Source organism: Micromonospora sp. NPDC050187, from assembly GCF_044459745.1.
GTDB lineage: Bacteria > Actinomycetota > Actinomycetes > Mycobacteriales > Micromonosporaceae > Micromonospora.
Genome location: NZ_JBITJH010000005.1, coordinates 126101 through 151519 on the forward strand (window position 1 = coordinate 126101; position 25419 = coordinate 151519).

The 25419-nt window shown below is 71.5% G+C and carries 26 protein-coding genes, 1 tRNA gene and 1 pseudogene; 10 read left to right on the forward strand and 18 right to left on the reverse strand.

The features are described from left to right. Positions 1-2 precede the first annotated feature (2 nt). The 3 genes from ACIBJE_RS10300 to ACIBJE_RS10310 are packed head-to-tail and all read right to left on the reverse strand — an operon-like array spanning position 3 to position 2205. Positions 3-662: an SAF domain-containing protein gene (locus tag ACIBJE_RS10300; RefSeq protein WP_396745946.1), complete on the reverse strand. Its 660-nt coding sequence runs from the start codon at positions 660-662 to the stop codon at positions 3-5. Further along, a complete protein-coding gene (locus ACIBJE_RS10305) occupies positions 659-1645 on the reverse strand; it encodes a hypothetical protein (protein WP_396745949.1) in 987 nt (328 codons plus the stop codon). Before ACIBJE_RS10305 ends, ACIBJE_RS10300 begins: the two co-directional genes overlap by 4 nt. Continuing rightward, positions 1639-2205: a hypothetical protein gene (locus tag ACIBJE_RS10310; RefSeq protein WP_396745952.1), complete on the reverse strand. Its 567-nt coding sequence runs from the start codon at positions 2203-2205 to the stop codon at positions 1639-1641. The genes ACIBJE_RS10305 and ACIBJE_RS10310 overlap by 7 nt, the downstream gene beginning before the upstream one ends. A 541-nt stretch (positions 2206-2746) precedes the next feature. Between ACIBJE_RS10310 and ACIBJE_RS10315 the strand changes: the two genes are divergently transcribed. After that, positions 2747-3514: a prepilin peptidase gene (locus ACIBJE_RS10315; protein WP_396746686.1), complete on the forward strand. Its 768-nt coding sequence runs from the start codon at positions 2747-2749 to the stop codon at positions 3512-3514. A gap of 30 nt (positions 3515-3544) precedes the next feature. Here the strand turns inward: ACIBJE_RS10315 and ACIBJE_RS10320 are convergent, their stop codons facing one another. Further along, on the reverse strand, positions 3545-4180 hold the full coding sequence (locus ACIBJE_RS10320; RefSeq protein WP_396745955.1) for a phosphatase PAP2 family protein: 636 nt from the start codon (positions 4178-4180) through the stop codon (positions 3545-3547). Positions 4181-4339: 159 nt separating this feature from the next. On the opposite strand from ACIBJE_RS10320, the gene ACIBJE_RS10325 reads away from it, so the two are divergent. Continuing rightward, positions 4340-6793, forward strand: a complete 2454-nt coding sequence (locus tag ACIBJE_RS10325) for a glycoside hydrolase family 65 protein (RefSeq protein ID WP_396745958.1) — start codon at positions 4340-4342, stop codon at positions 6791-6793. Positions 6794-6901: 108 nt separating this feature from the next. Here ACIBJE_RS10325 and ACIBJE_RS10330 read toward each other — a convergent pair whose 3' ends face one another. The 3 genes from ACIBJE_RS10330 to ACIBJE_RS10340 all read right to left on the reverse strand — a co-directional run bounded on the left by ACIBJE_RS10330 (position 6902) and on the right by ACIBJE_RS10340 (position 9282). After that, entirely contained in the window at positions 6902-7936 is a 1035-nt protein-coding gene (locus ACIBJE_RS10330) for a hypothetical protein (RefSeq protein WP_396745961.1), read from the reverse strand. Then, on the reverse strand, positions 7936-8205 hold the full coding sequence (locus ACIBJE_RS10335) for a hypothetical protein (protein WP_396745964.1): 270 nt from the start codon (positions 8203-8205) through the stop codon (positions 7936-7938). Before ACIBJE_RS10335 ends, ACIBJE_RS10330 begins: the two co-directional genes overlap by 1 nt. A 114-nt stretch (positions 8206-8319) precedes the next feature. Next, positions 8320-9282, reverse strand: a complete 963-nt coding sequence (locus tag ACIBJE_RS10340; protein ID WP_396746689.1) for an L-threonylcarbamoyladenylate synthase — start codon at positions 9280-9282, stop codon at positions 8320-8322. Positions 9283-9411: 129 nt separating this feature from the next. Between ACIBJE_RS10340 and ACIBJE_RS10345 the strand changes: the two genes are divergently transcribed. Beyond that, on the forward strand, positions 9412-9570 hold the full coding sequence (locus ACIBJE_RS10345) for a type II toxin-antitoxin system Phd/YefM family antitoxin (protein WP_396745967.1): 159 nt from the start codon (positions 9412-9414) through the stop codon (positions 9568-9570). Positions 9571-9707: 137 nt separating this feature from the next. Here ACIBJE_RS10345 and ACIBJE_RS10350 read toward each other — a convergent pair whose 3' ends face one another. Next, positions 9708-10526, reverse strand: coding sequence for a hypothetical protein (locus tag ACIBJE_RS10350; RefSeq protein WP_396745970.1), 819 nt, complete (start codon positions 10524-10526; stop codon positions 9708-9710). A gap of 113 nt (positions 10527-10639) precedes the next feature. Then, a complete protein-coding gene (locus ACIBJE_RS10355; protein WP_396745973.1) occupies positions 10640-11110 on the reverse strand; it encodes a GNAT family N-acetyltransferase in 471 nt (156 codons plus the stop codon). Between the two features lie 140 nt (positions 11111-11250). On the opposite strand from ACIBJE_RS10355, the gene ACIBJE_RS10360 reads away from it, so the two are divergent. Further along, positions 11251-11775, forward strand: a complete 525-nt coding sequence (locus tag ACIBJE_RS10360; RefSeq protein WP_396745976.1) for an SMI1/KNR4 family protein — start codon at positions 11251-11253, stop codon at positions 11773-11775. Here the strand turns inward: ACIBJE_RS10360 and ACIBJE_RS10365 are convergent. Further along, entirely contained in the window at positions 11772-12368 is a 597-nt protein-coding gene (locus tag ACIBJE_RS10365) for a TetR/AcrR family transcriptional regulator (protein ID WP_396745979.1), read from the reverse strand. The genes ACIBJE_RS10360 and ACIBJE_RS10365 overlap by 4 nt on opposite strands. Positions 12369-12471: 103 nt before the next feature. Here ACIBJE_RS10365 and ACIBJE_RS10370 point away from each other — a divergent pair, with 103 nt between their 5' ends. Next, a complete protein-coding gene (locus ACIBJE_RS10370; protein WP_396745982.1) occupies positions 12472-13305 on the forward strand; it encodes an SDR family NAD(P)-dependent oxidoreductase in 834 nt (277 codons plus the stop codon). A gap of 348 nt (positions 13306-13653) precedes the next feature. Here ACIBJE_RS10370 and ACIBJE_RS10375 read toward each other — a convergent pair whose 3' ends face one another. Then, a complete protein-coding gene (locus ACIBJE_RS10375; RefSeq protein ID WP_396745985.1) occupies positions 13654-14490 on the reverse strand; it encodes an LppX_LprAFG lipoprotein in 837 nt (278 codons plus the stop codon). A gap of 120 nt (positions 14491-14610) precedes the next feature. Next, complete coding sequence (locus ACIBJE_RS10380; protein WP_396745988.1) at positions 14611-16548, reverse strand: hypothetical protein; 1938 nt, start codon at positions 16546-16548, stop codon at positions 14611-14613. Between the two features lie 389 nt (positions 16549-16937). On the opposite strand from ACIBJE_RS10380, the gene ACIBJE_RS10385 reads away from it, so the two are divergent. The 3 genes and pseudogenes from ACIBJE_RS10385 to ACIBJE_RS10395 all read left to right on the forward strand — a co-directional run. Then, positions 16938-17951: an acetylxylan esterase gene (locus ACIBJE_RS10385; protein WP_396745991.1), complete on the forward strand. Its 1014-nt coding sequence runs from the start codon at positions 16938-16940 to the stop codon at positions 17949-17951. A 218-nt stretch (positions 17952-18169) separates the two neighbouring features. Then, positions 18170-18604 (forward strand): hypothetical protein, encoded by a 435-nt coding sequence (locus ACIBJE_RS10390; RefSeq protein WP_396745994.1) that lies wholly within the window; start codon positions 18170-18172, stop codon positions 18602-18604. Positions 18605-18794: 190 nt separating this feature from the next. After that, a pseudogene (locus ACIBJE_RS10395) lies at positions 18795-19405 on the forward strand (site-specific integrase); the annotation flags it as partial. A gap of 51 nt (positions 19406-19456) precedes the next feature. Here ACIBJE_RS10395 and ACIBJE_RS10400 read toward each other — a convergent pair. From ACIBJE_RS10400 to ACIBJE_RS10410, 3 genes are all read right to left on the reverse strand, one after another. Then, positions 19457-19714: a Txe/YoeB family addiction module toxin gene (locus tag ACIBJE_RS10400; RefSeq protein WP_396745996.1), complete on the reverse strand. Its 258-nt coding sequence runs from the start codon at positions 19712-19714 to the stop codon at positions 19457-19459. Further along, on the reverse strand, positions 19711-19986 hold the full coding sequence (locus ACIBJE_RS10405; protein WP_357137661.1) for a type II toxin-antitoxin system prevent-host-death family antitoxin: 276 nt from the start codon (positions 19984-19986) through the stop codon (positions 19711-19713). The genes ACIBJE_RS10400 and ACIBJE_RS10405 overlap by 4 nt, the downstream gene beginning before the upstream one ends. A 163-nt stretch (positions 19987-20149) precedes the next feature. Continuing rightward, positions 20150-20221: transfer RNA gene (locus ACIBJE_RS10410), tRNA-Lys, on the reverse strand. A gap of 119 nt (positions 20222-20340) precedes the next feature. Here ACIBJE_RS10410 and ACIBJE_RS10415 point away from each other — a divergent pair. Together ACIBJE_RS10415 and ACIBJE_RS10420 are read left to right on the forward strand one after the other, a co-directional pair. After that, a complete protein-coding gene (locus ACIBJE_RS10415) occupies positions 20341-20643 on the forward strand; it encodes a hypothetical protein (protein WP_396745999.1) in 303 nt (100 codons plus the stop codon). 201 nt (positions 20644-20844) lie between these two features. Beyond that, positions 20845-21927 carry an NAD-dependent epimerase/dehydratase family protein gene (locus tag ACIBJE_RS10420; RefSeq protein WP_396746002.1) on the forward strand — a complete coding sequence of 361 codons (1083 nt, stop codon included), beginning with the start codon at positions 20845-20847 and terminating at the stop codon, positions 21925-21927. A 106-nt stretch (positions 21928-22033) separates the two neighbouring features. Here the strand turns inward: ACIBJE_RS10420 and ACIBJE_RS10425 are convergent, their stop codons facing one another. The 3 genes from ACIBJE_RS10425 to ACIBJE_RS10435 all read right to left on the reverse strand — a co-directional run bounded on the left by ACIBJE_RS10425 (position 22034) and on the right by ACIBJE_RS10435 (position 25329). Next, the gene (locus ACIBJE_RS10425; RefSeq protein ID WP_396746005.1) at positions 22034-23074 is read right to left on the reverse strand and encodes an ice-binding family protein; all 1041 of its coding nucleotides are present in this window, start codon (positions 23072-23074) and stop codon (positions 22034-22036) included. Between the two features lie 278 nt (positions 23075-23352). After that, the gene (eis, locus tag ACIBJE_RS10430; protein ID WP_396746008.1) at positions 23353-24552 is read right to left on the reverse strand and encodes an enhanced intracellular survival protein Eis; all 1200 of its coding nucleotides are present in this window, start codon (positions 24550-24552) and stop codon (positions 23353-23355) included. Positions 24553-24609: 57 nt separating this feature from the next. Further along, the gene (locus tag ACIBJE_RS10435; protein WP_396746011.1) at positions 24610-25329 is read right to left on the reverse strand and encodes a PP2C family protein-serine/threonine phosphatase; all 720 of its coding nucleotides are present in this window, start codon (positions 25327-25329) and stop codon (positions 24610-24612) included. Positions 25330-25419: the final 90 nt, after the last annotated feature.

Here is a 25419-nt window from a genome sequence, read left to right on the forward strand (position 1 = left end):
GCTCAGACCGACCCGGTCAGGACGAGGGCGATCCGTTGTTCGGCGGCGAGCGCCACCACCGCCGGCACGTCCCGGACGGACACCGCAAGGTAGACCACGACGGTGCTGGTCTCCGGGGTGTCGCTGTCGATGACGGTCGCGGTGAACCGGGTGGCCGAGGTGGTCGTCCGGCCGTCGTTGGTCTTCACCGGGGTGCTGACCAGCAGCACCTTGTCGCCGGGGCGCAGCGTGCGGGCCGGCACCTGGCTGGGCTTGAGGCCGAGCGCGAGCTGCTGCTGGCCGGGGCCGAGCAGCGGCTTGTCGGTGAGCTGGGCCTGGGTGACCAGGGTGCCCGGGGTGAGGGTGACCGCCGCCCGCTTGCCGATCACGTCGTCGATCTCACTGGCTGCCACCGGCTTCAGGCCCTGGCCGCCGGCCACCTGGACGGATATCAGGTCGTCCGCGCTGAGCACGGTGCCCACGCCGACCGGGCGGGCGACGGCGAGGTACGTGCCGGTGGCCCGGACCGAGGTGACCGCGAAGGCCGCGCCGAGCCCGCCCAGCGCGATCAGGAGCACCGCCAGGCCGAGCAGGCCGGGCCGCATCCGTCGTTGCCGGACCACCTTGGGCGGGGCGACCGGGGCGTCCACCGGCCCAGGCCCGTTGCGCGTCGCCAGGCTCACTGGGTCACCACCTGAAGTTCGTTGATCTGGATCTGTGCACTGTCGCTGGTCCGGGTGACCGGGATGGTGCCGCGCTGATCGCCGCCCTCCCACTCCACGACCCAGTGGTTGGTGACGCTGATCCGGTACGTGCCGGCCTTCCGGTAACCGGTGTCGTAGCCGCAGTCGGGGGAGGGCTGCCCGGCGAACGGGCCGGTGGTCGAGTAGGGCGTGCCCGGGCCGGTGCACTCGAACGTCTCGCCGTCGCCCATGGTCCAGACGGCCCGGTCCACCTTCGCCGTGATGCGCACCGTCACGCCGCGCTCCGAGGCGGAGGCGAACAGCGGGCCGAAGTAGTTCCGGCCGGGGCTGGCCCACGTCCAAACCGGGAGTCCGACCAGGCCGGGCCCCTGGCTCCTGCGCGGGGCCACCCAGATGTGCGGCTTGAGTAGGTCGATCGAGGCGAGCGCCCGGAACGCCAGCTCCTCCGGATCCGGCGGCGCACCGAACCCGGGCGGCGGGGCATCCAGCCAGACGGTGTGCTGAGAGCCCAGGTGACCGCCGTTACAGGTGCGGAGGTACGCAAGCTTGCCCGGGCGGATTTCCGGCTGGGGCTCCTGGATCTTGTAGTAGCAGCCGTCGCTGTTGTTGAACCAGCCGAGGACGTCGTGGTAGCAGGCAATGGGCTTGCCGTTCCACTGGCACTTGGCCGGGCCGCCACCGCCGTCGTCACCGTCGCCGTCCCCGCCACCCGGGCCACCTGGGCCACCTGGGCCACCTGGAGTGCCCGGTTCGTCGTCCCAGACGCTGCAGTCGGTCTGCCCCACCGGGCACTCGGCCCCCGGGTCGGCGACGGCGGGCGCGGGAACGGTGATCGTCAGTGCGAGCCCGGTGAGGGCCGCGACCAGGGCGGCGAACAGCCGGCCCACCGTCCCGGCCGGCGCGCGGCCCGCCCCGGTCCGGGTGCGCTTCCGGCGCGGCGCGGTTGCTGTCCGGGTCAGCACGGCTGGTCCTCGTGGGCGACGCCGGCGCTGATCAGCCAGCGCCCGTCCGGATAGCGGGTCGCGGTGGCCGTGGCGAGGTGGCGTCCCGCCCCGGTGCCGGGGACGACCTTGCGGGTCTTCGCGTAGACCAGCTTGTAGTCCGTCGCGTCGAGACAGTCCTGGATCTCCACGGCGGCCGGGACGGTGTCCAGGCTCACCACGGTGACGGTCGGGTCGGAAACGAGCTTTCCGGTACGCATGGCACCGTGCTCCTTTGCCTCGCGAATTACCAGCCGGACCCTGGTCAGAAGTGGATCTGCCAGGTATTTGGCCAGGTCGGGATGATGTGGATCACTGCGTGCGCTGGCTGCCCGGGAAGCGGTCAGATATCCGGCGTACGCCGCGAGAGCCGCCTTTCCGGCCGCCGCCTCCTCCGCTTTCCGGTCCTCGGGAGCGACGGGCTCGTGTTCCGCCATGACCCGGCCGGGCGGCTCGGGGTCCGTCCCGCAGGCGGTGCCGGTGCCGATGAGCAGGAGCGCGACGAGATAGGCCGTCCAGCGCAGGGGGTGCCGTGCTCGCAACGCCGCCCTCCTCGATGCGGAGCCCGTCCGGCCGGTTTCCGGGTGTGCGGCAGCGCCTCCGGATGCCCCGGTCCGGATCGTTTGATCTTCTATCTCTATTTACTCTTGCGGATATGTGCCGATTCTTCCGTCGGGCTTATGCCCGATCGTCGGTCGACGAGTCCCGTCGACGGTTGCGTCCCACCCAAGGGGCGAGCATAGGCTGACGGCGGCCGATGCAACAGAGGCAATTGGATTGAATACTCTCCGTGATTGAAGGTGGTGGGATGCAGCGGCGGCGCCGTCGTCGTCGGGGTGCGCCACCCTGCTCGTGTCGCCGTCCGGTGGCGGCGGGGACGGCTGCCCGGACGCTCCGCCACGGATTTCGGTACGCGGCAACGGATCCGCTCGTCGCGGCGTCCGTGGTGCGCCCCGGCGGTGGGCAGGGCCTGTCGGTCGGGCGGCCCGGGTGTCGACCGGTGAGCCGGGTGGCGGCGACCCTCGGACGTGTCGCTCCGCAGATGACGAAACTACTTTGCGTATTCGCCGCTCCGGCCCGCACCTGGAGATCCACATGGCGCTGACCCGGCCACCGGCCACCCGTTCGGCCTGGGTACGCCTCGCCGCCGTCCTCGCCCTCACCCCGCCCCTACGGCTGGCCGCGCTGCGCCACGCCGTACCGCGGGGAACGCCCGAGCGGAGCGGCTGCGCCACCTGCGCCACCCCGATCCGCCTGGACCGGCCGGTGCCGGCACTTACCCCGGTGGCCCGCTGCCCGCGCTGCCGGGCCCGGGTCGGACCGCCGCCCGGCAGCGTCGAGGCGGCCGTGCTCGCCGCACTGGTGCTGCTCGTGACGCTGGACCTGTCCCCGTTCGCCCTGCTCGCGGCCGGCTGGTGGCTGGGCTGGGCGGTGCCGCTGGCCCTGGTGGACGCGGCGGTGCACCGACTGCCCGACCGGCTGACCTTTCCGGCTGCCGCCGGCACCTGGCTGCTGCTCGGGGCCGCCGCGCTGACCGGCGCGGGGGCGGGCCCCTGGGTCCGGGCCACCGTCTGCGGTCTGGCCCTGGCCGGCGGCTTCGCCACCACCACGCTGCTGCTCGGGCGGCGCGGTTTCGGCCTGGGGGACGCCAAGCTGGCGCTCGGCACGGGCGTGCTGCTCGGCTGGTACGGCTGGGCCGCGCCGGTGCTCGGGCTGGTGCTGACCTTCCTGCTCTCCGCGCTGGTCGCCGGGATCCTGCTGGCCGCCCGGCGGGTCAGCTGGACCAGTCACCTCCCGTTCGGGCCGTTCCTGATCCTCGGCACCGCCCTCACCCTGGCGCTGCTCGGCTGAGGTGCTCCGGCCGGCGGCGGGCCGCCGGGTCTACCGGGCTCCGGTGGGGGTGCGGGTCTGCGTGGGCGGGCCGGTGCGGCGGCGATCCAGCAGGTGGGCGACCGGCCCGGTCAGCGTCGCCAGCAGCGCCGTGCCGACCAGCGCGCCGAGCAGCACCCCGGCGACCACGTCGTGCGGGTAGTGCACCCCGACGAAGGTGCGGGAGAATGCGGCCAGCAGGGCCAGCGGGACGGCCAGCAGCCCCAGCCGGAAGCCGAGGAGAAGTGTCGTGGCGGCCAACGCCCCGGCGATCGTGGAGTGGTTGCTCGGGAAGGACCAGTCCCCGGTCGGGGGGCAGTGCCCGGCCACGATGGTCAGCTCGGTCAGGGCCCGGCACGGTCGTTCCTGGTCGACGAGGGTCTTGATCCACTCGCTGAGGCCGTAGGCGAGGACCACCGCCACCGGGGCGACCAGCGCCGCCGCCCGGTCGCGGGACGTCCCGCCGAACCGCCGCCAGGCGGCCAGCAGGAACAGCAGGCCGAGCAGGACGACCGAGCCCTCGGTGAAGTGCGCGGCGAACCACTGCACCGGCTCCGGGGTGCGGTCGGCGAACTCGACGATGTCCCGATACCACTCCACGCTGACCCGCGGCACGTCCTGTTGCGGGTCGACCATCCATGACGTCATCAACTGCTCATACCTCCTCCAGCCCTTACGGACTGTAGAAATGGGCGGAGTCCGGCACAGTGTGCGAAGGTTGGGCCTCACCCCTGACTTTCGTCTCAGCCGCCGCACAGGCGGGCGTGCTGGGATGATGGTCAGCGCACCTGAGTACGGGGAGGTTGTGTGCCCGACACGACCGTCAGCGACCAGCCGGCCGACCGCCCCGCCGAGGACGACGGCTGGCGGATCCGGCGGACCGAGGCGGACGCCGACCGCCTCGCCGAGACCGAGTCGATCTTCGCGCTGAGCAACGGCTGGCTGGGCTGGCGCGGCAACCTCGACGAGGGCGAGCCGTACGGCATGCCGGGCAGCTACCTCAACGGCTTCCACGAGCGACGGGAACTCAGCTACCCCGAGGACGGGTACGCCTTCCCGCAGCTCAGCGATACCGTCATCAGTGCGCCGAACGCCGCGTTGATCCGCCTCTGGGTCGACGGCGAGCCGCTGGACGCGCGCACCGGCACGCTGCACCACCACGAGCGGGTGCTCGACCTGCGGGCCGGTCTGGTCGATCGGCACACCGAGTGGACCTCCCCCGGCGGACACCGGGTCCGCGTACGCAGCACCCGGCTGGTCTCGCTCGCCCACCACCCCGTCGCCGCGGTGCGCTGGGAGGTGGAGGCGCTCGACGAGCCGGTCGACGTCCGGGTCTGCTCCGACCTGGTCGCCAACCAGCGCGTCCCGGAACGCTCCGACGATCCCCGGGCCGCCACCGTCCTGGACGAACCACTGGTCGCCGAGTACCGCCGGTCCGACGGGCCGGACGGCGTGCTGGTGCACCGCACCGGCCGCAGTGGACAGCGCGTGGCCGTCGCCGTGGCGCACCTCGTCGAGGCCCCCGACACCACCGCCACCGACACGGGGTGCCAGGCCGACCGGTTCCGGCTCGCCCTCAGCGGCCCGCTCCGCCCCGGGCAGCGGCTCCGACTGACCAAGTTCGCGGCGTACGAGTGCACCCGTACCGACGTCGTCGACGACCCGGCAATGGCGGCGGACCGGTCGGCGGACGACGCGGAGGGAACCGGGGCGGTAAGCCCGACGGACCTGGCCGCCCGGGCGGTGGAGGCCGCCACCGAGGCCCGGTCGGTCGGCTGGGACGCTCTCGTCGCCGAGCAGCGGACCTGGCTCGACGCGGCCTGGGCCACCGCCGACGTGGTGCTCGACGGCGACCCGGAACTCCAGCAGGCCACCCGCTTCGCCCTGTTCCACCTGATCCAGGCGGGGCGGGCCGAGGGCGACCGGACCATTCCCGCCAAGGGCCTCACCGGCAACGGCTACGACGGGCACGTGCTCTGGGACACCGAGGGGTACGTCCTACCGGTGCTCACCTACGTCGCCCCGGCCATGGCCCGGTCGGCGCTGCGCTGGCGGCACGCCCACCTGCCCGAGGCGCGGGAACGCGCGGCCGAGCTGCGGCTGCCCGGCGCGAGTTTCCCGTGGCGGACCATCGGCGGCCAGGAGTGCTCCGGCTACTGGCCGGCGGGTACGGCCGGGCTGCACGTCAACGCCGACGTCGCCGACGCGGTGCTGCGCTACGTCGCGGCCACCGGCGACGAGGAGTTTCTCGTCGACGCCGGACTGGAGATGCTGGTGGAGACCGCCCGGCTCTGGCACGGCTTCGGGCACTGGTCCGACACCGGCTCCTTCCACCTGCGCGGGGTGACCGGCCCGGACGAGTACAGCGCCCTGGTCGACGACAACGTCTTCACCAACCTGATGGCCCGGCGGAACCTGCGGGGCGCCGCCGACGCCGCCGAGGCCCACCCGGAGGTCGCCGCCCGGTTCGGCGTGGACGCCGCCGGGGTGGCCGCCTGGCGGGCCGCCGCCGACGCGATGCACCTGCCGTACGACCCGAAGCGCGGGGTGCACCAGCAGTCGGCCGGCTTCACCGATCTCCCCGAGTGGGACTTCGACGGCACCGACGCGGACGACTACCCGTTGCTGCTGCACTTCCCGTACCTGGAGCTGTACCGCAAACAGGTGGTCAAGCAGGCCGACCTGGTGCTGGCCATGCTGCGCAGCCCGGGGGACTTCACGGCCGAGGAGAAGGCCCGCAACTTCGCGTACTACGAGGCACGCACCGTCCGCGACTCGTCGCTCTCCTCGCCCGGCCAGGCGGTGCTGGCCGCCGAGGTCGGCCACCTGGACCTGGCATACGACCACTTCGCCGAGTCGGTCCTCCAGGACCTGGAGGACCTCGGTGACAAGACCTCCGACGGGTTGCACCTCGCCGCGCTGGCCGGGGCGTGGCTCGCCCTGGTGCAGGGGTTCGGTGGGCTGCGCGACGACCGGGGTGAACTCTCCTTCGTGCCCCGGCTGCCCCGGCGGCTCACCCGGCTCGCGTTCAGCCTGCTCTGGCGCGGGCAGCGGCTGCGGGTGACCATCACGCCCGACGAGGTCCGCTACGACCTGCCCGGTGCCGGGCCGGACGTGGGGCTCGACCTCTGGCACGACGGTGAACGTGTCCGGGTGACCGGCGGCACCTCCTGCGTCCGCCCCCTGCCCACCCCGCCCGACCCGGGCCCGGAGCCGCCCGCGCCCCCCGGTCGCCGTCCGACCCGCCGCGCCACGGCCTGAGCCGAACCGACGGCGTCAGGTGGTTGCAGGGGACCCTTCCTACCGCTTCTTGACGAGCAGGGGTCCCCTGCAACCACCCAACGAGCCCTTGCCGCACCCCCGGAGCGCCTATGCGTACGGTCTGGTCGCGTAGGCGGCTCGCAGGGCGGCCAGCCCGGTGTCCTTCGGGACCAGCGTGCCCCAGCCCGAGTTGAAGTAGTTCGTCCGCGTGATCCGGGGACCACCCTCCCGGTTGAGCCGCCGGATCGCCTCCGGCACGGTGGCGATCCAGGCCGCCTGGTCCGGGAACTCCGCCTTCCGGACCCCCCACTCGGCGATCAGCACCGGCCGGGAGAGCGCCACCGGCCCGAGGTCGGCGACCGCCCAGTCCTTGGTCCGGCGGAACCGGGCCAGCGCGGTGTGTGCCGGATCGGTGGCGTAGACGTTCCACTGGAGGAAGTCCAGCCGGGTCATCAGCGATTCCGGGTGGGTCCGCCGGAAACAGGACCGGTCGAAGCCGCCGGCCCCGACCGAGAAGGTGGTGCCGACCGGCAGCGGCCGGGCCCGGAACCAGTCGACGACGTAGGACGTCGCGGCCACCGCGCGGACGTCCGACTCGGCCCAGTTGTACGCGGTGCCGGCCTCGGTGGTGCCGAACTCGTGGTCGGTGTCCAGCTCGGAAGCGAACTGGATGTTCACCGGGAACCCCATGGTCCGGTACTGGGAGAGTGCCCGGGCGAGGAGGCCGTCGCAGTGCCCGGCGAGAACCTGGCTGTACCCGTACGCCCTCGGCCAGGTGGTGCCGGGGCGCTGCTGGATCGTCATCGACGGGGCCGGGACCGTGTAGGTGACCCCGTCGACCGTGAAGGTCTGCGTGCCGGTGTTGGCGTTGCCGTAGTGCTTCAGCTCCAGCACCATGTTGACCCGCACCCCGGAACGGCCGAGGGTGAGCAGCCAGTCCTTCTGCCAGCCGGGAAAGACGTACCCGTCGGCGAGGCTGCGGTACTGGGTCAACGACCGGAAGCGCCCGCCGGCCAGGTCGGCCGTCGGGTCGGAGTTGCCGCCGAGGTAGTAGCCGCCCAGCACGGTGGTGACCTGGTAGTCGGTGGTGGCGGTCGCGGTCTGCCCGGCGGCGTCCCGGACCCGTACGGTGATCCGGGGCATCAGGCCACCGCCCGGAACACGGCGACGGTGCCGCTGTCGGACACCCGCGTCCAGGTGCGGCCCGAGTCGTCGGTCACGGCCACGGCGAGGGGATCGATCACGATCGGGACGGTCACCGGCGTGCTGTGGTTGCCCCGGGCGTCGGTGACCGCGATCGTGACGGTCAGCGGTTGGGTGTCGGTGTCGGCGTACGCGACGGTCAGGAGCATCTGGTCCCCGGGCGCGTACGTCGCCGCGTCCAGCGACACGGTTACGGTCGGAACGGCCATGGCGGGTCCTCTTTTCCGGCTCGAACCCTTTTCCGTTCCAACGACGGACGTCGCTTTCCGGAATCGACCGTCGTCAGTCGCGTTCCTGGTTGCGCCGGACCGGCCGGTGATGGACTATCCGGACGTTTGCCAGGTGGCGGCGGCCCGCCGCAGCCGGTCGTTGATCGCCCGGCCGAGGCCGGTGTCCGGCACCCGCTCGGCGACGATCTCACGCACCCCGGTCGCGTCGAGCCGGTGCAGGGCGTCGAAGAGCCGGGCCGCCGCCCCGGTCAGGTCGCCGTCGGGGGCGAGCACCTCCACCGCCCCGTACGCTCCCTCGGGCGCCTCGCGCAGGGCGAGGTACCCGCGCGTACCGTCGTCCGGCCGGGTCGGGGCCGGTGCGTCGATCACCCGCAGCGGGGTCCGGGGCGCGTAGTGCGCGGCCAGGGTGCCGGGCGCGACCGGCTGCCCGGAGCTACCCGGCCGTACGCTGACCGGGCCGACCGCCTCGACCAGCGCCTCCACCGGCAGCGAGCCGAGCCGCAGCACGACCGGCTGGTCGCCGCGCGCGTCAACGATCGTGGACTCGATGCCGCACCGGGTCGGCCCGCCGTCGAGGATCAGGTCCACCGCGTCGCCCAACCCGGCCACCACGTGCTCGGCCCGGGTCGGGCTGAGCATGCCGAACCGGTTCGCGCTCGGCGCGGCCACGGGAAGCCCGGCCCGCCGGATCAACTCCCGGGCGACCGGGTGGTCCGGCACCCGGACGGCCATCGTCTCCAGCCCGGAGGTGACGATCGGCGGTACGGCCGGCGGCCGGTCCACGATCAGCGTCAGCGGGCCGGGCCAGAACCGCTCGGCCAGCGCGGCCACGGTCGCCGGCAGCGCGCCGACCAGCGCGGCCAGGTCCTCGACGTCGGCGAGGTGGGTGATCAGCGGGTCGAAGCTGGGCCGGGCCTTCGCCTCGAAGATCCGGGCCGCCGCCCGCGCGTCGAGCGCGTTCGCGCCCAGGCCGTACACGGTCTCGGTGGGGAAGGCGACCAGCCCGCCGGACCGCAGGACGGCGGCGGCCTCGGCCACCCCGCTGGCCGCCGGCAGCACCGGCGCGGACTTCGCGCTCATACCCCCGACGCTAACGTCCCGGGAGCGACGGGCCGCACGGGGGCAGCCACAGAGGCGACGACTGCCGCACCCGAGACGGGCCAACCTCTTGGCTAGGGAGGCGCGATGTCGAGCGAAGCCACGGCCCAGTTCAACATTCACGAGGCCAAGACCAACCTGTCGAGGATCATCGACCGGGTCGAAACTGGCGAAGAGATCGTCATCAGCCGCGCCGGTCAGCCGGTGGCGAAGGTGATTCCGCTGGGGAGAGAAAGGCCCGGGTGATCCCGACGCTGATCCTGTTCGGCCTTCTCCTGGGCGAAGGTGGAAGACGACCCTGGTCGTGCAGGGCGTCCGCTGGGCGTTCTGTCCCACAGGCCCGTCGCTTGTGCTCGGCGCGAGCGCAAGCGCGGCGCGAAACCTCAGTACCAGTAGTAGCTCCAGTTTCCTTGGCAGTCGGACTCGAATGATTCCCGGCTCTCGAGAGCGACATTGACCGGGATGATGCTGGTCGACCCGAACTCGTCCTCTTCGGCGATCAGGGCGCGGAGTTGTCGTTCCCACTCGTACCATCGCGGTGTCTGCTGCAGTTGCGCGACCTGAGCTGCAGTGTGGACGAACACGGAGACGCGGTGAAGATCCGCGTTCACCGCGACGGTCCAGACGCTGGCTCCCCAGTCATCGCGGGGCTGGTCCCACCGCTCATGCGGTATCGCTGCCATGACGCGTGTCGTGGCCTCCTCATCGAAGTACCCCAGCCCGCCCAGAATCGGATCAGTTACGTACTCGATGCCGGCAAGTGCCGCGATGCGCCGGGCCCGCGAACGTGGAAGGTTCCCAACCCGCAACGCCCGTGCCGTGAACTGCCGCCACCGCCACGGACCAAAATCGGCAACGATCTGATCAAAGACGCGGTCCGCCTGCAGGCGGCGTTCATGGTCGAGTGCCGCGCCACGTACCCAGGCGGTCATGGTCGGAACCTCCACGCCCGGGACTCCGTGGCCGGCCACGGAGTTCATGCACCCGCATGTAAGGGCAACAACGGGCTGACCGAGTTGAGCCTCGAGCGCATCGAGCGCCGGGCGAAGCTCCGCGTCAACGACCGCTCGTCCTCGGAGGACATTCGCAACCTCCTCGAACTCATCGTTCTCCTCCATGCTCACACCGGCACTCTGGGTTCTGTCGACCGCGATGAGGACCGCTCGTTCGGCGTCGAGCCATGGCAGGTCGAGATGGTCCAACCGTGAGAACCGGAGGTCTCATCGGCTTCGTGCACTACCACCTCTCAGCGTGCGACCACGGGCTAGGACGAAGAGTACTTCTGAGCCGGGTGAAGGTCTCGCCTGCGACGGAACTACAGGTGTTTACGCATCTGAAGGGATGTCGTCTCGAAGCCCAACTGCTCGTACAGGCTGCGGGCGGCGAGGTTGAACCCGAACACGCTCAGGCCGATGGAGACGACGTCCCGCGCCCGGCACCACTCCTCGGCGGTCTCGAGGATCGCGCGGCCGTAGCCCTTCCGGCGTACGTCCTGACGCACCTCGATGTCGAACACGAAGGCGTGCGGGCCGTCCGACTTCGGCTCCACGTGCAGCCACAACATGCCGACCTCGGTGTCGCCGTCGTAGGCGATCCAGAGATGGTGGTCCGTCGAGTCCAGGCCGTCGGGCAGCAGCGTCTCGTGGTCCCGCCGTGATTTCTCCTGGGCCTCCGGCAGGGGCATGGCGCCGGAGGCCGCGATGTTCCGCGCGTACCTGATTTCCGCCTGTTGCCGGTACCGGTCGTACTGCTCCTCGGTCATCGGCGCGAACCTCAGCGTTGCCATGCCGGCACCCTAGGCGACCGTCCTCCGGGCACCCGCCCCACCCCGTCGATCAGGGGCTTTGAGCACCACTCAAATCCCGCAATTGCCACTGCTCGGGCACCATTACTTCATGATCGACGAAGTTGGGCTACGGTGCTGCCGTGGACGATGATCGCCGTAGCCTGCCGTCGCCGCTGTCCGAGGCCCATCGGGAGGGTTTCGACTACGACGACGGGGCCGGGATCGACTTCGAGCCGTACACCGAACTCCTCGACGCACGCGAGACCGCCGAGTGGTGGCGGGCCTGGACGGGGAACACGGCGCTCGACGGAGCCGAGTTCCGGGTCTTCGGGCAGGACGGCACCGGGGGCATGGCCGCCTTCTGGCTGGCGCGGCCGGGTGAGCCGCTCGACCGGCAACCGGTGGTGTTCCTCGGTTCCGAGGGCGAGAAGGGGGTCGTGGCGCGGGATCTGGGGTCCTACCTGTGGCTGCTCGCCGCCGGGGTCGGCCCCTTCGAGGCGACCATGTACGCCCCGGACGAACATGCCGCCCGTCCGGACGCGCGCCGGGCGGAGATCGCCGAGCGCTGGGCGCCGTCGTGTCGCGCGTCCGCAGTCGAGATCATCACCTCGGCGCGGGAGGAGTTTCCCGGCTTCGACCGCCTGATCGAATCGATGTGCCGCTAGCCACGAGCGGTGGGGGCGAAGGCCCGTAGGGTGGCCTCGACCAGCGCGTCGGCGTAGGCGTCGTCGAGCGGTCCGGTCCGGCTCAGCCAGCGTTGGGTGAACGGGGCGTAGAGGAAGTCGAGGCAGAGGTCGAGGTCCGCGTCCGGGTCGAGTTGGCCGGCGCGCTGGGCGGAACGCAGTCGGTCGAGCTTGGCCTCGGTGAGCGGGCGTTCGACCTTCTCCTGGTAGAGCGTGGCCAACTCCGGGTCCACCGCGATCTCGGCGTACAGGGCGCGCAGCAGGGCTGACAGAGTCGGGTCGGTGAACTCCACGGCGGTGGCCCGCAGCACCGTTTTCAGGTCGGCTTCCAGGTCGCCGGTGTCGGGCAGGGTGATGGCGCCCGCCTCGTCCTCGCTCAACGCGCGTACGGCGTCGAACACCACCGCGCCCTTCGACGGCCACCAACGGTAGATGGTCTGCTTGCCGACGCCGGCCCGGCGCGCGATGGCCTCGATCGACATCCGGGGATAACCGACCTCGACGACGAGATCGCGGGCGGCGGCCAGGATCGCCAGGCGGGACCGGTCACTGCGGCGGGCGGCATCGGGGGGCATGGCCAGAGCATATCCCGAGACGAGACGGTCCGTCTTGACAGGGAGCCAGGTTGCGGGGACAGTTCTCAACGAGACGCTCCGGTCCGTCTCGTTGAGGAGAATCATGCGAACCTGGTTCATCACCGGCGCCTCCCGTGGCCTCGGTCGCGCGTTCACCGAGGCCGCACTCGCGGCCGGGGACCGAGTGGTCGGCGTCGCGCGGGACGTCGGCCCGCTCGACGACCTGATCGCCGCAACGGACGGCCGTCTCGTCGCCTACCCCCTCGACGTCGCCGACCGCGCCGCCGTCCTCGCCGGGGTGCGGCGGGTGAGCGACGAACTCGGACGGCTCGACGTCGTGGTCAACAATGCCGGCGGCGCGCTGCTCGGCATGGTCGAGGAGGTCACCGAGGAAGAGGCCCGCGCGCACCTCGACGTGAACTTCTTCGGCGCGCTCTGGGTCAGCCAGGCCGTGCTGCCGGTGCTCCGCGAACAGGGCAGCGGGCACCTGTTGCAGGTCTCGTCGCTGGGTGCCTCCGGGGGATTCGCCTCGACGGGCCTCTACAGCGCGGGCAAGGCGGCCCTCGACGCCGTCAGCGAAGCCCTCGCGATGGAGGTCGAGTCGTTCGGGGTCCGGGTCACCATCCTCAGCCCCGGTGGATACGAGACCGGGCTGTTCACCAAGGGGCTCACCCAGACCGCACCCCACCCGGCGTACGATCCGCTGCGCGCGAAGCTGAACGAGATGTGGAGCGGGGCCGAGGACTTCGATCCGGCACTCGCCGCAGACGTGGTCATGCGGGTGGTGGCACTGCCCGACCCACCGAAGCGGATCATCCTGGGCGGTGTGGCGTTCGACCTGACCCGCGAGATGGAGGCGGCACGCGCCGCCGAGTACGCGCGCTGGGAGGAACTCAGCCGCCTCGGCGACCGTCCCAACGCGCTCCACGGGCAGTGACCCGTCTCCACCTTCGTCCCCGCAACTTCCGGTCCGGCATCCGCTGCCCAGCGCCGGATTGTCACGGAGCAGCTGCAACGACTGCGACCAGGCGATTCCGGTTACGCCATTGGTGAGTCTGCGAACGTCCGCGTTGCTCTTGGCGAAAGCCCCCATCAGCGCGCCGAAGGTGTGATGCATGGTCGAGAAGACCAGGCCGGCGGCACCGTCGGGCGGGAGGCGTTGGCGTACGGCAGACCGAAGGGCGGACCGCTCGTCGTACGAGCGATCCGCCCTTCGCGGTTCCTCAGGCCGGGCGATGCCCCGGGCCGGGACGGAGTCCACCGGCCGGGCGCACCCTGGCTCTGGTCAGGATTCCTTGGACAGGTCCTGCAACTCCTTCAACATCTCCATCAGGTCGGTGGTGTCCGCCGGAGCCGGGGTCTCGATGGTGACCGGCTTGCCGTAGTCGGTGTAGTCGATCGTCAGGTCGCTCATCGTGCCCATGACCATGCGCGCCCGACGCGGCTGGTAGTGCTCGTCGACCCAGAGGTCGATCTTGACCTCCTTGACGCCGTTCTTGGCCAGTTCCTGCTCGACGCCCTTCCGCATCTCCGCGTCGAGCTGACCGAGGTAGGTGGCCAGCGGAGAGGTGACGGTGTAGTGGACCGTGGCCGCCCCGTTCACCGTCTCCTCACCGACGGCGGTGACCCCCTCGGTGGCGAGCAGCGTCTTGACCTGCTTGGTCGGGTCCATGTCGTCGAACTGCTTGGTGACGTCCATGCCCGCCATCTCACCCACGGCGGACAGGTCCATCTTGAGCCAGCTCTTGCCGTCCGTGCTCGCCCGTTCCGCCTCCGGCACCTGGGTGTAGACCGCAGTGCCGATCATCCGGACGGTCGTCGGCTTGCCGTCCTCGCCCGGCACCGACATCTCGAACTTGATCGGGTCGCGCAGGTCGATGACGCCCTGCATCGTCATCTTCTCGTTGGCTACCGTGCCCTCCATCGACACGGTCACGGACTCGGCCTTGTCGGTGGCGTTGAGCGTCTTCTGCAACGAACCCTTGAGATCACTGGCGAGCAACTTCAGCACGCTCGGCTGCTGCGGAGCATCCGACGAGCCGGGCGTCGAGCCGCAGGCGGCAACTGCGAAAGCGGTGACCGCGGTGACCGCGAGAACAGTGGATTTCTTCCACAGTGACATGTGACAACTTCTCCCCGTAGGACGCCGGGAGCATCCCGGACCGACGGACACGCTATCCCAATCGATGTGCCGTGGATGGCGTCCGCCCCCGCGCCAGCTGGTCGACACCGGAGCGCACGGTCAGGACAGGGCGATGCGTACCTCGATCCGGCCGTCGTGCGGCACCCGTAGCGTGTGCACCCGTCGCCGGGCGTCGCGCAGGTAGGTCCGGGACGTGCCGGTCACGGTGGCCCGCCGTACGCTGTCCCAACTGATCGTGATGACGGTGCCGCCGCGACGGATGGTCAGGCCGTCGGTGCTGGCAGCCGCGTTGGCGCCGTAGGCGAGCGGGGTGCCGTCGGCGAACGCCACGACGTCCTCCGGTTGCAGCACCAGTGGGATCTGCTCGGTCCCCGTCGAGGTGACCCGCACCGAGCGGATCACGCTGTCCCGGGTGACGGTCAGTTCGGTGGTGATCCGCGAGTCCGGCAGACGGTAGCGCACCCGCACCGGCGCGCTGCCGGGGGAGAGGGACTTCCCGTCCCACTCCCGGTCACCGACCTGGTAATCGGCGACCAGGTTGCTCCGGCCGTCCGGGTTGCCGTTGGGCAGCAGCGTCGACCAGCAGCCGGTGTCGGTCTGCTGGGCGTGCACGATGGTGCCGGCCGCCGGGTGCCAGAGGAAACCCGGTCCGCTGCGGACCGTGCTCGTCGGCCGGGTGCCGAAGAACGCCCCGAAATAGAGCCTCGGCCGCTTGACGTATAGGTAGTCCTGGTTGAACGCGGTGTCGCGGCGCAGCTCGGCGAACTCCGGCCGCCGCAGGTAGGGCAGCGCCGCGATGGCCCGCTTCTTCTCGGCGTTGCTCGGCAGCGTCTCCCCGTACGGCACGTGCGCGATGATCCGAGGCGAGGTGTCCTGCTTGGCCGGCCCGGGGGCGGGACCCGGCTCGGCGGCCCAGTCGGCGCGGGCGGCGGCCCGGTCCTCGCTGGAGGTGAAGAACGCGCCGAGTTTCGGCAGGTCGGGGACGAAGATCGAGCCGAGGTTGCTGCGGTCCGGGTCGGGAATCACGTTGTCGTAGTAGGCGACGCTGGTCCGGGCGGACATGGCGTAGTAGGTGAGCCAGCCCGAGCCGTCCGGCTCGCGGAGCAGGTTGTAGCCGAACCACTCGGTGAACCGGCGGGCCATCCCCAGCACCGCCCGGTTGCCGGTGAGCAGATAGATCTCTGCCAGCTCCGGCAGCATCACCTCGAAGTTGTAGTTGATGTCCATGCCGGTCGGGTCGTAGAAAAAGCCGGCCGGGCTCACCCCGTGCTCGGCCAGGAAGTCGATCCGCTCGGTGAGCCGGGCGGCCAGCGTGGCGTCCGGGTCGAGCCGCAGCGCCAGGGCCGCGCCGGCCAGGCCGCCGGCGACCTGGTTGGTCCACTGGACCGGGGTACGCCAGATGCCGTTGGCCGGATCCAGCAGCCAGCCCATGCCGGTGCGCAGGGCCCGTTCGATCTCCGTCCGCCGCTGCGGCAGCGCGGCCGACTGCCGCAGGTTGGCCAGGGTCTTGGCCAGGTAACCGAGGCCGAATCCGGTGGCCGCCAGCGCGTGCTCGTTGCGGTTGTACTCCGGCCAGGACCCGTCGTCGTGCTGGAGCCCGAGGTAGTGCCCGAGCGCCGCGTCGAGCCGCCCGGCCAGCGCCCCGTTGCCGGCGTACGGGTTCCACGGCCGCTGGTTGGCGTGGAACCAGCTCAACGTGTAGACGTGCTCCTGCACCCGGGCGTTGTACGGCACGTTCGGGGAGCGCCACCAGCCGCCGCCCATGAACCCGCGGTTGGCCGTGTCGTCGATGTCGTTGGTCATCGCCGGCAGGATTGCCAGGTAACCGGCGAACCGCTGTTCCAGTGGGGCGAACAGGCTCCGGTCCGGTGCTCCGGGCGGCAGCGGGGCGAGCAGTGGCAGGCCCGACGCGATGGTCTGCGACGTCCCGGCGAGCGCCCGGAACGGTACGGCGAGCATTGCTGCTCCGCCCGCTGCGGCGGCCAGCAACGCTCGGCGTCTGAACACTGTCGGGGTCGGGGTCGGGTCGTCGGCCATGATGGTCCTCCTGTCGGAACGGGCAGGCAGGTCGGAGCGGAATCGGCGACTCGGACGAGGCGCGGGGGACCGACGGGCAGTCGCGGCGAGGCGGCGTCGGGGCACGGGCACCCGAGATCATCAGTGACGGAGGGTGTGGTGGGTGTCTGGCCGATCCGATTGCTGAGTCTGGTCTCGGGCGATCCGCCGAGTCAAGAAGCTAATACGGATTATCGGCGCACTTCCCGGTTGTCGGGACCGGCGCTCGGGCCCTTGACCCGGCTGCCCGCCGCAGCCAAGGATGGCACCCGGCCGGTACCCGTTTGTCCCATGCCGGACGTCAGTCGACACTCAGCGTCACCGCGGCTGGTTCGGGTCGGCCGACGTGACCAGATGAGATGGGGTGCGCCATGCCGCTGTCCGACCTGTCGTTGGCCGAACTCGCCGATTACCGGCCGGTGCGCCGTGAGCCCGCCGATTTCGACGAGTTCTGGGCCGACACCCTGGCCGAGGCGGCCCGGCACGAGCTGGACGCCACCTTCGAACCGGTCGACTCGCCGCTGCGGGTGATCACCGTCCACGACGTGACGTTCAGTGGCTTCGGCGGTGACCGGGTCAAGGCGTGGCTCGCCGTCCCGGCCGGTGCCGAGGAGCCGCTGCCGTGCGTGGTGGAGTTTCCCGGCTACGGCGGCGGCCGGGGCCTGCCCCACGAGAACCTGCTCTACGCCGCCTCGGGCTATGCCCACCTGTTCATGGACGTACGCGGCCAGGGCAGCGGGTGGAGCGCCGGCGCGACCCCCGACCACGAACCGGCCGGCGGCAACCCGCAGCATCCCGGCTTCGTCACCCGGGGCGTGCTCGACCCCCGGACCCTCTACTACCGGCGCGTGGTCACCGACGCGGTGCGCGCCGTGCAGGCAGCCCGGGCGCACCCGCTGGTCGACCCGGACCAGGTTGTGGCCACCGGGATCAGCCAGGGTGGCGGGCTGTCGCTGGCGGTCGCGGCCCTCGATCCCCGGCTGCGTGCCGTCGCGCCCGACGTGCCGTTCCTCTGTGACTTCCGGCGTGGTGCCGAGCGGGCCACCACCGGCCCCTACCAGGAGATCGTCAACTACCTGAAGGTCCATCGGGGCAACGTGGAACAGGTCTTCGACACGTTGAGCTATGTCGACGGGGTCAACTTCGCCACCCGGGGACGCTGCCCGGCACTGTTCAGCGTGGCGCTGATGGACACCAGCTGCCCGGCGTCGACGGTGTTCGGTGCCTACCACCACTATGCCGGCCCGCGCCGGATGGAGGTGTATCCGTTCAACGGACACGAAGGCGGTGAGTCGGTGCAGGACGAGATCCGGTTACGGTTCCTCGCCGAGGTGCTGGCCGCCGAGGACGGTCGCGGTAACGGACAGTTCGGTCAGGGCGGCTGACCTGGAATGGAGTGGGCCGCCAGGGACTCGAACCCTGAACGGCGCGGTGCTCGGCAGGCAGCCACCGCCACCCTTCCCGCGTGGTCGCTTTCTCATGCCAGGCCACGGCTTCCTCTGCGTCGCCTGACTCCACCGTTGCGGCGACGCGGGCGAGCTGAACCGCTGTCGGCCCGAATCCGGTGCGATGGTGGTCGTGACCGTCCCCTACCCGCGCCGCCATGTCGGCGGCCTCGTTGATCAGCTCGGCGGCGGTGCGGTCGTCTCCGTCACGGGCAGCGGCCAAGGCGGCCTGGGCCACCAGGGTGCCGCAGAGGGACAGCTCGGCCGGGGTGCCGTATTCGATCACGGGTGGGGCGATGCGGTGCGCGGCGGCCAGCATTACCGACTTCCCCACCCGCGCCCGCCCCGATTCACGCAACACCTGCCCGAGCTGCACCGCAGCGGCAGCCACCGATACCCGGTCACCCGTAGCGGCGATCATCGCCCGGTCGACCGCCAACCACGCCACATCGGGGGCACCGAGCTTCACCAGCAGCGACGCGGTCACCCGGTACGCCTCCACCAGCGGCACCCGACCCGCTCCGGGATCCTGGGCGTGGGTGCGCTGCGCGTCGGCCGCCAACTCCGGCACCAGGTCGACGACCTGCGGGTAGCGGGCGTGCTGGAAGGTGGTCCACACATGTGCGACCTCCCGCATCAGGCGGTCGGCCGGCAGTACGTCGACACCTTGTCCAGCGACCGGACACCCCGCTCGACCTTGTCCACCCAACCCTTCGACTTGCCGAGCCGATCGGCGAGCACCTGCTGCGACAGTTTCCGCCGAGCCCGCCAGTAGGCGACTCGACGAGCGACGAGGCGCGGCGCTTCCTGGAATCGGCCCGCGCCGACGACGATCCGCTCTACGCCGCGTACGTCCTGGTCCTGGTGCTCGGTCTGCGCAAGGGCGAGATGTTGGGGCTCTCTTGGTCGGACGTCGGCCTCGACGCGGGGGAGTTGACCGTCGACCGGCAGCTTCAGCGGGTCGGTGCCGAACTGCTGCACCGGGAGACGAAGACGGCCGCCTCGGACGCCACCCTGCCGCTGCCGGACATCTGCACCGTGGCGCTCGACCGCCGCCGTGCCGCGCAGACCGCCCCCCCCGGGATGCCGCTGGCCCGGCCTGGCAGCCGCCGGATCTGATCTTCACCACCCGGTACGGGCGGCCGGTCGAGCCGCGCAACGTCAACCGCTTCTGGGACCGGCGTTGCGACGCGGCCGGCGTCCGGCGGATCACCGTCCGGGACGCCCGGCGGACCTGCGCCTCGCTCCTGGCGGACCTGGACGTGCACCCTCGGGTGGCGATGCAGATACTCCGGCACGCGCAGTTCGCCATCACCATGGAGATCTACACGGTGGTCTCCTCGGCGGCCACCCGCGACGCCCTCAAGCGGCTCGGCAGCGCGCTGGACCGGTAGGACGTACTGATTCGGGCGGGGCGGCCGACGCCTCTGGTTCCAGTCGGTCCGCTACCGGTCGACGTAGTGGTACCGGCAGGCGATGATCTCGACGTCGTTCTTGGTGATCCGATACACCAGCCGGTGTTCGCGATCGATCCGGCGGGACCAGAAGCCGGACAGCTCTCCCCGAAGGGGTTCCGGTTTGCCGATGCCCTCGTACCCGTTGCGCATCACGTCCGCGACGAGGTCGTTGATGCGCTTGACCAGCTTGCGGTCTGTGTGGCTGAGGTACTGATTCCAGGCTGTCGCGGTGAAGACCAGCCTCACGCGACGTCCCGGACGGTGGCCGGGTCGACCAGATCCCGCTCGGCCGTGTCGCCCTGCTCAAGTTCCGCGATCGATCGGCGCAGAGCTGCGGCGTTGCTCGGGCTGCGCAGGAGGTACTCGGTTTCCTTCATCGACTCGTACTCGGCGAGCGACACGATCACCACGGGCTCGTGTCCGGACCGGGTCACCACCACCTCCTCCGCGTCGTTGATGACGCTGTCGAGTTCGGCGGCCAGGTTCTGTCGTAGCTGGGTGAAGTTCACGGTGCGCATGACCACCTCCGAGGCAAGTACAGAAAACTGTACCTCAGGTGGGCCTGCATATCACTCCTGGCCGACCTGGCGGTGCACCCACGGGTACTGCTAACTCCGGTGCTGTACGAGCCGAGAGCGCGGCTCAAACGGCCCCACGAGGGGGCGCTGACCTGGGGAGGAGTGGGCCGCCAGGGACTCGAACCCTGAACCTATGGATTAAAAGTCCACAGCTCTGCCATTGAGCTAGCGGCCCGCGCGCTCAGGTTACCGGACAACCCGCGCTGATCGCTCGTCGCTTCCCGTGGGGTGTCGGCCCCGGCTGGGCAGGCTCCGGGGGCATGCGCCGGGCCGTCGCCGGGAACCGTGGCAGGCATGAGACTGACCAGGACCGCCGCCGTGGCCGCGTCGAGCGAGGTGGCCGGGGACGACGGCGTACGCCAGCCGGGCGGCGAGGTGCACGCCTGGCTCCCGGGGCAGAACCAGACCCTCTGCGGGCTGCCACTGAGCCGTACCCGACTGCGTCGTTTCCCGCACGTGCCCTTCGACTACTCGGCGACCGACCAGCTCACCGGAGCCGACCCGGTCGGCCGGATCTGCCCGCGCTGCCTGGCCGCCGCCGGTGGGCGGGGCGGACGCCGCCGGCAGAGCTGGGACCGCCACTCGCCGCGACCCTGAGCACGTCCCCACGGCCCCTGAGCCGTGAACAGCGGCCGAGCGACGCCGTGAACAGCGGCCGGGCGATGCCCTGTACAGCGGCCGGGCGACGCCGTGATCAGCGGCCGGGCGATGCCCTGTACAGCGGCCGGGCGACGCCGTGATCAGCGGCGGGACCACGCCGGACACGGTTGGAGCGGGCCGGACCGGGTACGGAGCGGCATGCGGATCGTGGTGGTGGGGGCCAGCGGGAACCATGGGACGGCGCTGTTGCGCCGGCTGCGCCGGGAGTCGGGGCTGGAACTGGTCGGGGTGGCGCGCCGTCTGCCCGACCCGTCGGCCGGGTCGCCGTACGACACGGTCGAGTGGCACTCCTGCGACATCGGTGAACCGGGTGCCGCCGACCAGCTCGCCGGGGTCTTCGCCGGGGCGGGCGCGGTGGTGCACCTGGCCTGGCAGATCCAGCCCAGTCACGACCAGCGGCAGCTGCACCGGACCAACGTCGGCGGCAGCCGTACGGTGGTCGACGCGGTGCTCCGGGCGAAGGTGCCGGCCCTGGTGTACGCCTCGTCGGTCGGCACGTACGCGCCGGGCCCGAAGGACCACCCGGTCAGCGAGCGTTGGCCGACGACCGGGGTGCCCGCCTCGTCGTACAGCCGGGACAAGGCGGCGGTGGAGGAGTTGCTGGACCGGGTCGAGCGGGAGCATCCCGGACTGCGGATCGTCCGGCTCCGCCCGGGGCTGGTCTTCCAGCGGGACGCGGCCACCGAGATCACCCGGTACTTCCTCGGGCCGTTCGCGCCGGTCCGGCTGCTGCGGTACGGCCGGCTCCCGCTGGTGCCCACGCACCGCCGGCTGCGCATGCAGGCGGTGCACGCCGACGACGTCGCCGACGCGTACGCCCGGGTGGTCCTGGGCGACGCGCGCGGCGCGTTCAACGTGGCGGCCGACCCGGTGCTCACCCCGGAGCTGGTCGCCCGGCACTTCCACGGCTGGACGGTGCCGGTGGCCGCCCCGGTGCTCCGGACGGCGGCGGCGCTGACCTGGCGAGCCCGGTTGCAACCGGTCGACCCGGGCTGGGTGCAGCTGGCCCTGAGCGTCCCGCTGATGTCCAGCGAGCGGGCCGAGACCGAGCTGGGCTGGCGGCCGGAGACGGACGCGCTGACCGCGCTGCGGGAACTCTTCGCCGGGATGGCCGACGGCGGGCACACGCCCAGCCCGCCGATGTCCGCCCGCAACGACCTCGCCGGCCGCCCCGGCGCGCTGCTGCTGGGCCGCCCCGCCGGCCAGGGCAACCCGTACTAGTGGCGGACGCCACCGGACCGGCACGACCACCCACGACACGCCAACCCGAGGTGGCACCAGCCGTGATGACCCCGGCGGCCGGTCACCGGCCGCCGGGGTTTCGCGGTCAGGACTCGGAGGTCCTGCGGCGGTAGAGGAGAAGCAGGGCCGCGCCGGTGGCGACGGCGACGCTGCCGAGGGCCGTCAGGAGGGGTACCAGCGCACCGCCGCCGCTAACGCCGGTCACCGGCAGCGCCGTTCGGCTTGGAGCCGGCATCCCGGTGGGGCCTCCTGTGGGTTGGCCGGTGGGGCCGCCGGTGGGCTGGCCGGTGGGGCCGCCGGTGGGTTGGCCGGTGGGGCCTCCTGTGGGTTGGCCGGTGGGGCCGCCGGTGGGCTGGCCGGTGGGGCCGTCGGTGGGCTGGAGGCAGACGGGGGCGGTGATGACGTTGGTGTCGAGGGTGACGGCACCGGTCTGGGCCAGGGCCCGGCCCTGGAGGGTCGCGCCGGTTCTCATGGTGATCGAGGTCTGGGCCAGGATGTTGCCGACGAACCGGGTGCCGGTGCCGAGCGTGGCCGAGCTGCTCACCTGCCAGTAGACGTTGCAGGGTGAGGCGCCGTTGATGAATACGACGCTGCTGTTGGCCGCCGTGATGAGGGTGGAGTCGATCTGGAAGATGAACACCGCCGCCGGGTCGCCCTGGGAGTTCAGTGTCAGGGTGCCGGTCAGTTGGGCGGCGCCGATCCGGTACACCCCGGGAAGGAGCGTGCTTCCGCCGAGTTCCGCAGGAAGGTTGGTGAACGGGGTTCGGCCGGCGGCGTCGTTGTAGGCGTCGGTCAGGTCGTCCTTGGCCTGTAAGGCGACCGCGTCGCCAAGGTGGATCTCGCCGCCGACCATGATCGGTAGGAAGCCTGGGGCGGTGTCGCCGGGGTGGACGCCGAGGCTCTGCCCCAGGAAACTCGGGCCGGTGTTGGTGGCGGTGGAGCCGGCCAGCACGGAGAAGTCGGCCGCTGTGCCCAGGCCGACCGGCGCTACCGCCGCGTTGGCGCCGGTTCCGCTGAAGATCAGCACGGCGACGGCCGCGCAGCCAGCGGTGACGGCCGCGAGTGCCGGCAGTACGGCGCGTCGGCGCAGACGGAGTCGACGATGACGGATTGAAGTGACTGTCACGATGTGGCCCTCTCATGGCGCGTCTCCGGCGGCGCCGCCACGACAGCGGGCCGAAGTCACACGGAAGTGCAGGTATCCTTAATCGGACTTTTGCACAAAGAGATGGCCATTAAGGACAAAACCTGCGAACGGTAGCCGCTCGGGCCCGTGTTCGTGGTTGGAATGCCGGCTTGGGCATCAGCCGGTGAGGGCGGCGGTCGCCAGGAGTCCCCAGCCACCCGCCTGCGACCATTCCGGCACCCGTCCGGTCTGCCCCGTCGGGCGGGTGCCGGAACGGGTCAGAAGCCGGCGCAGAGGTACGGCAGCTCGCGCGGGAAGAGGCGGCGCAACTCCAGCATCGCGTCGATCGGCATGTCACCGAGCCCCCGCACCACCACCTCGGCCGGGTCGAGCGCCCCGTACGCCAGGGCGGAGAGACCGGCGGCGGTGAGCGTGGCGGACGGCGGGTCGACCGCGCCGAGGGACGCCCCGGACCGGATCTCCATCTGCCCGGTCGTCCCGTCCAGCAGGTACGTCCCGGCGAGCCAGCGGTCCCCGGTCAGCTCCACCCGACAGCACCCGGCTCCGGCTGGCAGGCCGGCCAGCGCGTCCATCGAGAGCACCCGGGCCATCGGGGCGGACTCGTCCGGGCGGGTCACCCGGGTCTCGCAGACCACCCCCAGGTCGGTGGCCCAGAGTTCGGGCAGGTCGTCCGGGGCGACCACCACGCTCACCCGCTCCACCTGGTCGACGTGCCGGGCGAGGAACTGCAACAGCAGCGCGCGGGCGAGAGGACTGACGGCGAGCAGATGACCGCCCTCCAGGGTGCCGCCGTAGCCGTCGATCCGGTACGTGAGCAGGCCCTCGGTCACCCCGTCGACCCGCGCGGTCACCAGCCAGCGGTTGTCGTCCTCGCGCACCCGGACCCGGCGGTACTCGGGAAGGACCGCGAAGCCGTGCCGCTGGACCAGGCAGCGGTCGTGGAAGGCGGCGTACTCGTCGTACCCGGCGCCGGTCCGTTGCCAGACCAGCTCGCCCGGCAGCTCCACGCGTAGCAGCTCGGCGAGGTCGTCCGGGGGGAACATGGCGGTACGCGGCGCGGGGAGGCCGACGTAGCCGAGCCGTCCGTAGAACGAGGGTCGGAACGGGTAGAGCGCGGAGAGTACATGCCCCTCGTCGCGCATCTCGTCGAGCAGTTGGTGCATCAGCTCCCGGACGTGTCCCTGACGGCGGGCGAGCGGGTGGCTGGCAAGTCCGGCGACCCCGGCCATCGGCAGTACGGTGCCGCGCAGGTTCTGCCGCATGGGGATGGCGGAGGCGCAGGCCAGGGTGGTGCCGTCCGTCTCGGCGACGAGCGTGCGGTTGCCCTCCTGGTACGGCAGCCAGTCCCGCATCGACTCGGCGTCGTCCGCCGGGCGGGGCGTCTCGTCGAAGGAGTACGCCTGGAGCGGGAAGCTGGTGGTCAGGCGTTCCCCGGGGGTGAGACGGCGGATATTCATCCGTCCATCCCAACCCCGGTCCCGGAGCCCCGCAACTCGATTCGCCCCGTCGCCGGTTCAGACCTCGGTGACGTCGGAGACCACGACCGTGACGTTGTCCGGTGCGCCCGCCTGATGGGCCAGCTTCACCAGCTGCTCGGCACACTGCTGCCGGTCCCCGTACGTGAACACGGTGTTCGCGACCGTGCCGTCGTCGACGTAGTCGGAGAGCCCGTCGCTGCACAGCAGCAGCCGGTCGCCGGGCAGGACGGTGTACCGGGCGACCGACGGGGGCGCGTCGACCCCCTGGACCGCCCGGGTGACCAGGGCACGCTGCGGATGCTGGCGGGCGGCGGCGGGGGTCAGCGCCCCCTGGTCCACGAGCGCCTGGACGAAGGTGTCGTCCTTGGTGAGCTGGTGCAGCGCCCCCTCCCGGAGCAGGTAGCACCGGGAGTCGCCGACCTGGGCGACGACCAGGACGTCCCCCGCGAGCAGCGCGGCGGTCAGCGTGGTGCCCATGCCCTCGCGCGCCGGGTCGGCGTCGATGGCGGCACGGATGCGCTGGTTGGCGGTCTGCACGACGGCGCGGAGCGCGTTCTCCGCCTCGTCCGGCGCCTCTGGGGGTATCAGCTCGTCCAGGATCCGGATGACGATCTCACTGGCGACCTCCCCGGCCGGCAGTCCACCCATCCCGTCCGCCACCGAGACCAGCCGTTCCCCGGCGAGGGCGGAGTCCTCGTTGTTGGCCCGGACCAGGCCGACGTCGTTCAGAATGGCCGAGCGGAGGATCAGCGTCATAGGTGAAGTCTGCCAAGAAGACCACATCCACGTCTCCACCCACTGCCGCCCTCCAACGGCGTGGCGTCGCCGAGCGGAGCCGGACCTGGC

Bases quoted from the DNA above. Each gene is read 5' to 3' on its own strand.
- ACIBJE_RS10320 (WP_396745955.1), bottom strand. From the start codon at position 4,180: ATGACGTCATGGATGGTCGACCCGCAACAGGACGTGCCGCGGGTCAGC.
- ACIBJE_RS10330 (WP_396745961.1), bottom strand. From the start codon at position 7,936: ATGCCCCGGATCACCGTACGGGTCCGGGACGCCGCCGGGCAGACCGCG.
- ACIBJE_RS10335 (WP_396745964.1), bottom strand. From the start codon at position 8,205: ATGGCCGTTCCGACCGTAACCGTGTCGCTGGACGCGGCGACGTACGCG.
- ACIBJE_RS10345 (WP_396745967.1), top strand. From the start codon at position 9,412: ATGTCGAGCGAAGCCACGGCCCAGTTCAACATTCACGAGGCCAAGACC.
- ACIBJE_RS10355 (WP_396745973.1), bottom strand. From the start codon at position 11,110: ATGGCAACGCTGAGGTTCGCGCCGATGACCGAGGAGCAGTACGACCGG.
- ACIBJE_RS10365 (WP_396745979.1), bottom strand. From the start codon at position 12,368: ATGCCCCCCGATGCCGCCCGCCGCAGTGACCGGTCCCGCCTGGCGATC.
- ACIBJE_RS10370 (WP_396745982.1), top strand. From the start codon at position 12,472: ATGCGAACCTGGTTCATCACCGGCGCCTCCCGTGGCCTCGGTCGCGCG.
- ACIBJE_RS10375 (WP_396745985.1), bottom strand. From the start codon at position 14,490: ATGTCACTGTGGAAGAAATCCACTGTTCTCGCGGTCACCGCGGTCACC.
- ACIBJE_RS10380 (WP_396745988.1), bottom strand. From the start codon at position 16,548: ATGGCCGACGACCCGACCCCGACCCCGACAGTGTTCAGACGCCGAGCG.
- ACIBJE_RS10385 (WP_396745991.1), top strand. From the start codon at position 16,938: ATGCCGCTGTCCGACCTGTCGTTGGCCGAACTCGCCGATTACCGGCCG.
- ACIBJE_RS10390 (WP_396745994.1), top strand. From the start codon at position 18,170: ATGTCGGCGGCCTCGTTGATCAGCTCGGCGGCGGTGCGGTCGTCTCCG.
- ACIBJE_RS10405 (WP_357137661.1), bottom strand. From the start codon at position 19,986: ATGCGCACCGTGAACTTCACCCAGCTACGACAGAACCTGGCCGCCGAA.
- ACIBJE_RS10415 (WP_396745999.1), top strand. From the start codon at position 20,341: ATGAGACTGACCAGGACCGCCGCCGTGGCCGCGTCGAGCGAGGTGGCC.
- ACIBJE_RS10420 (WP_396746002.1), top strand. From the start codon at position 20,845: ATGCGGATCGTGGTGGTGGGGGCCAGCGGGAACCATGGGACGGCGCTG.
- eis (WP_396746008.1), bottom strand. From the start codon at position 24,552: ATGAATATCCGCCGTCTCACCCCCGGGGAACGCCTGACCACCAGCTTC.
- ACIBJE_RS10435 (WP_396746011.1), bottom strand. From the start codon at position 25,329: ATGACGCTGATCCTCCGCTCGGCCATTCTGAACGACGTCGGCCTGGTC.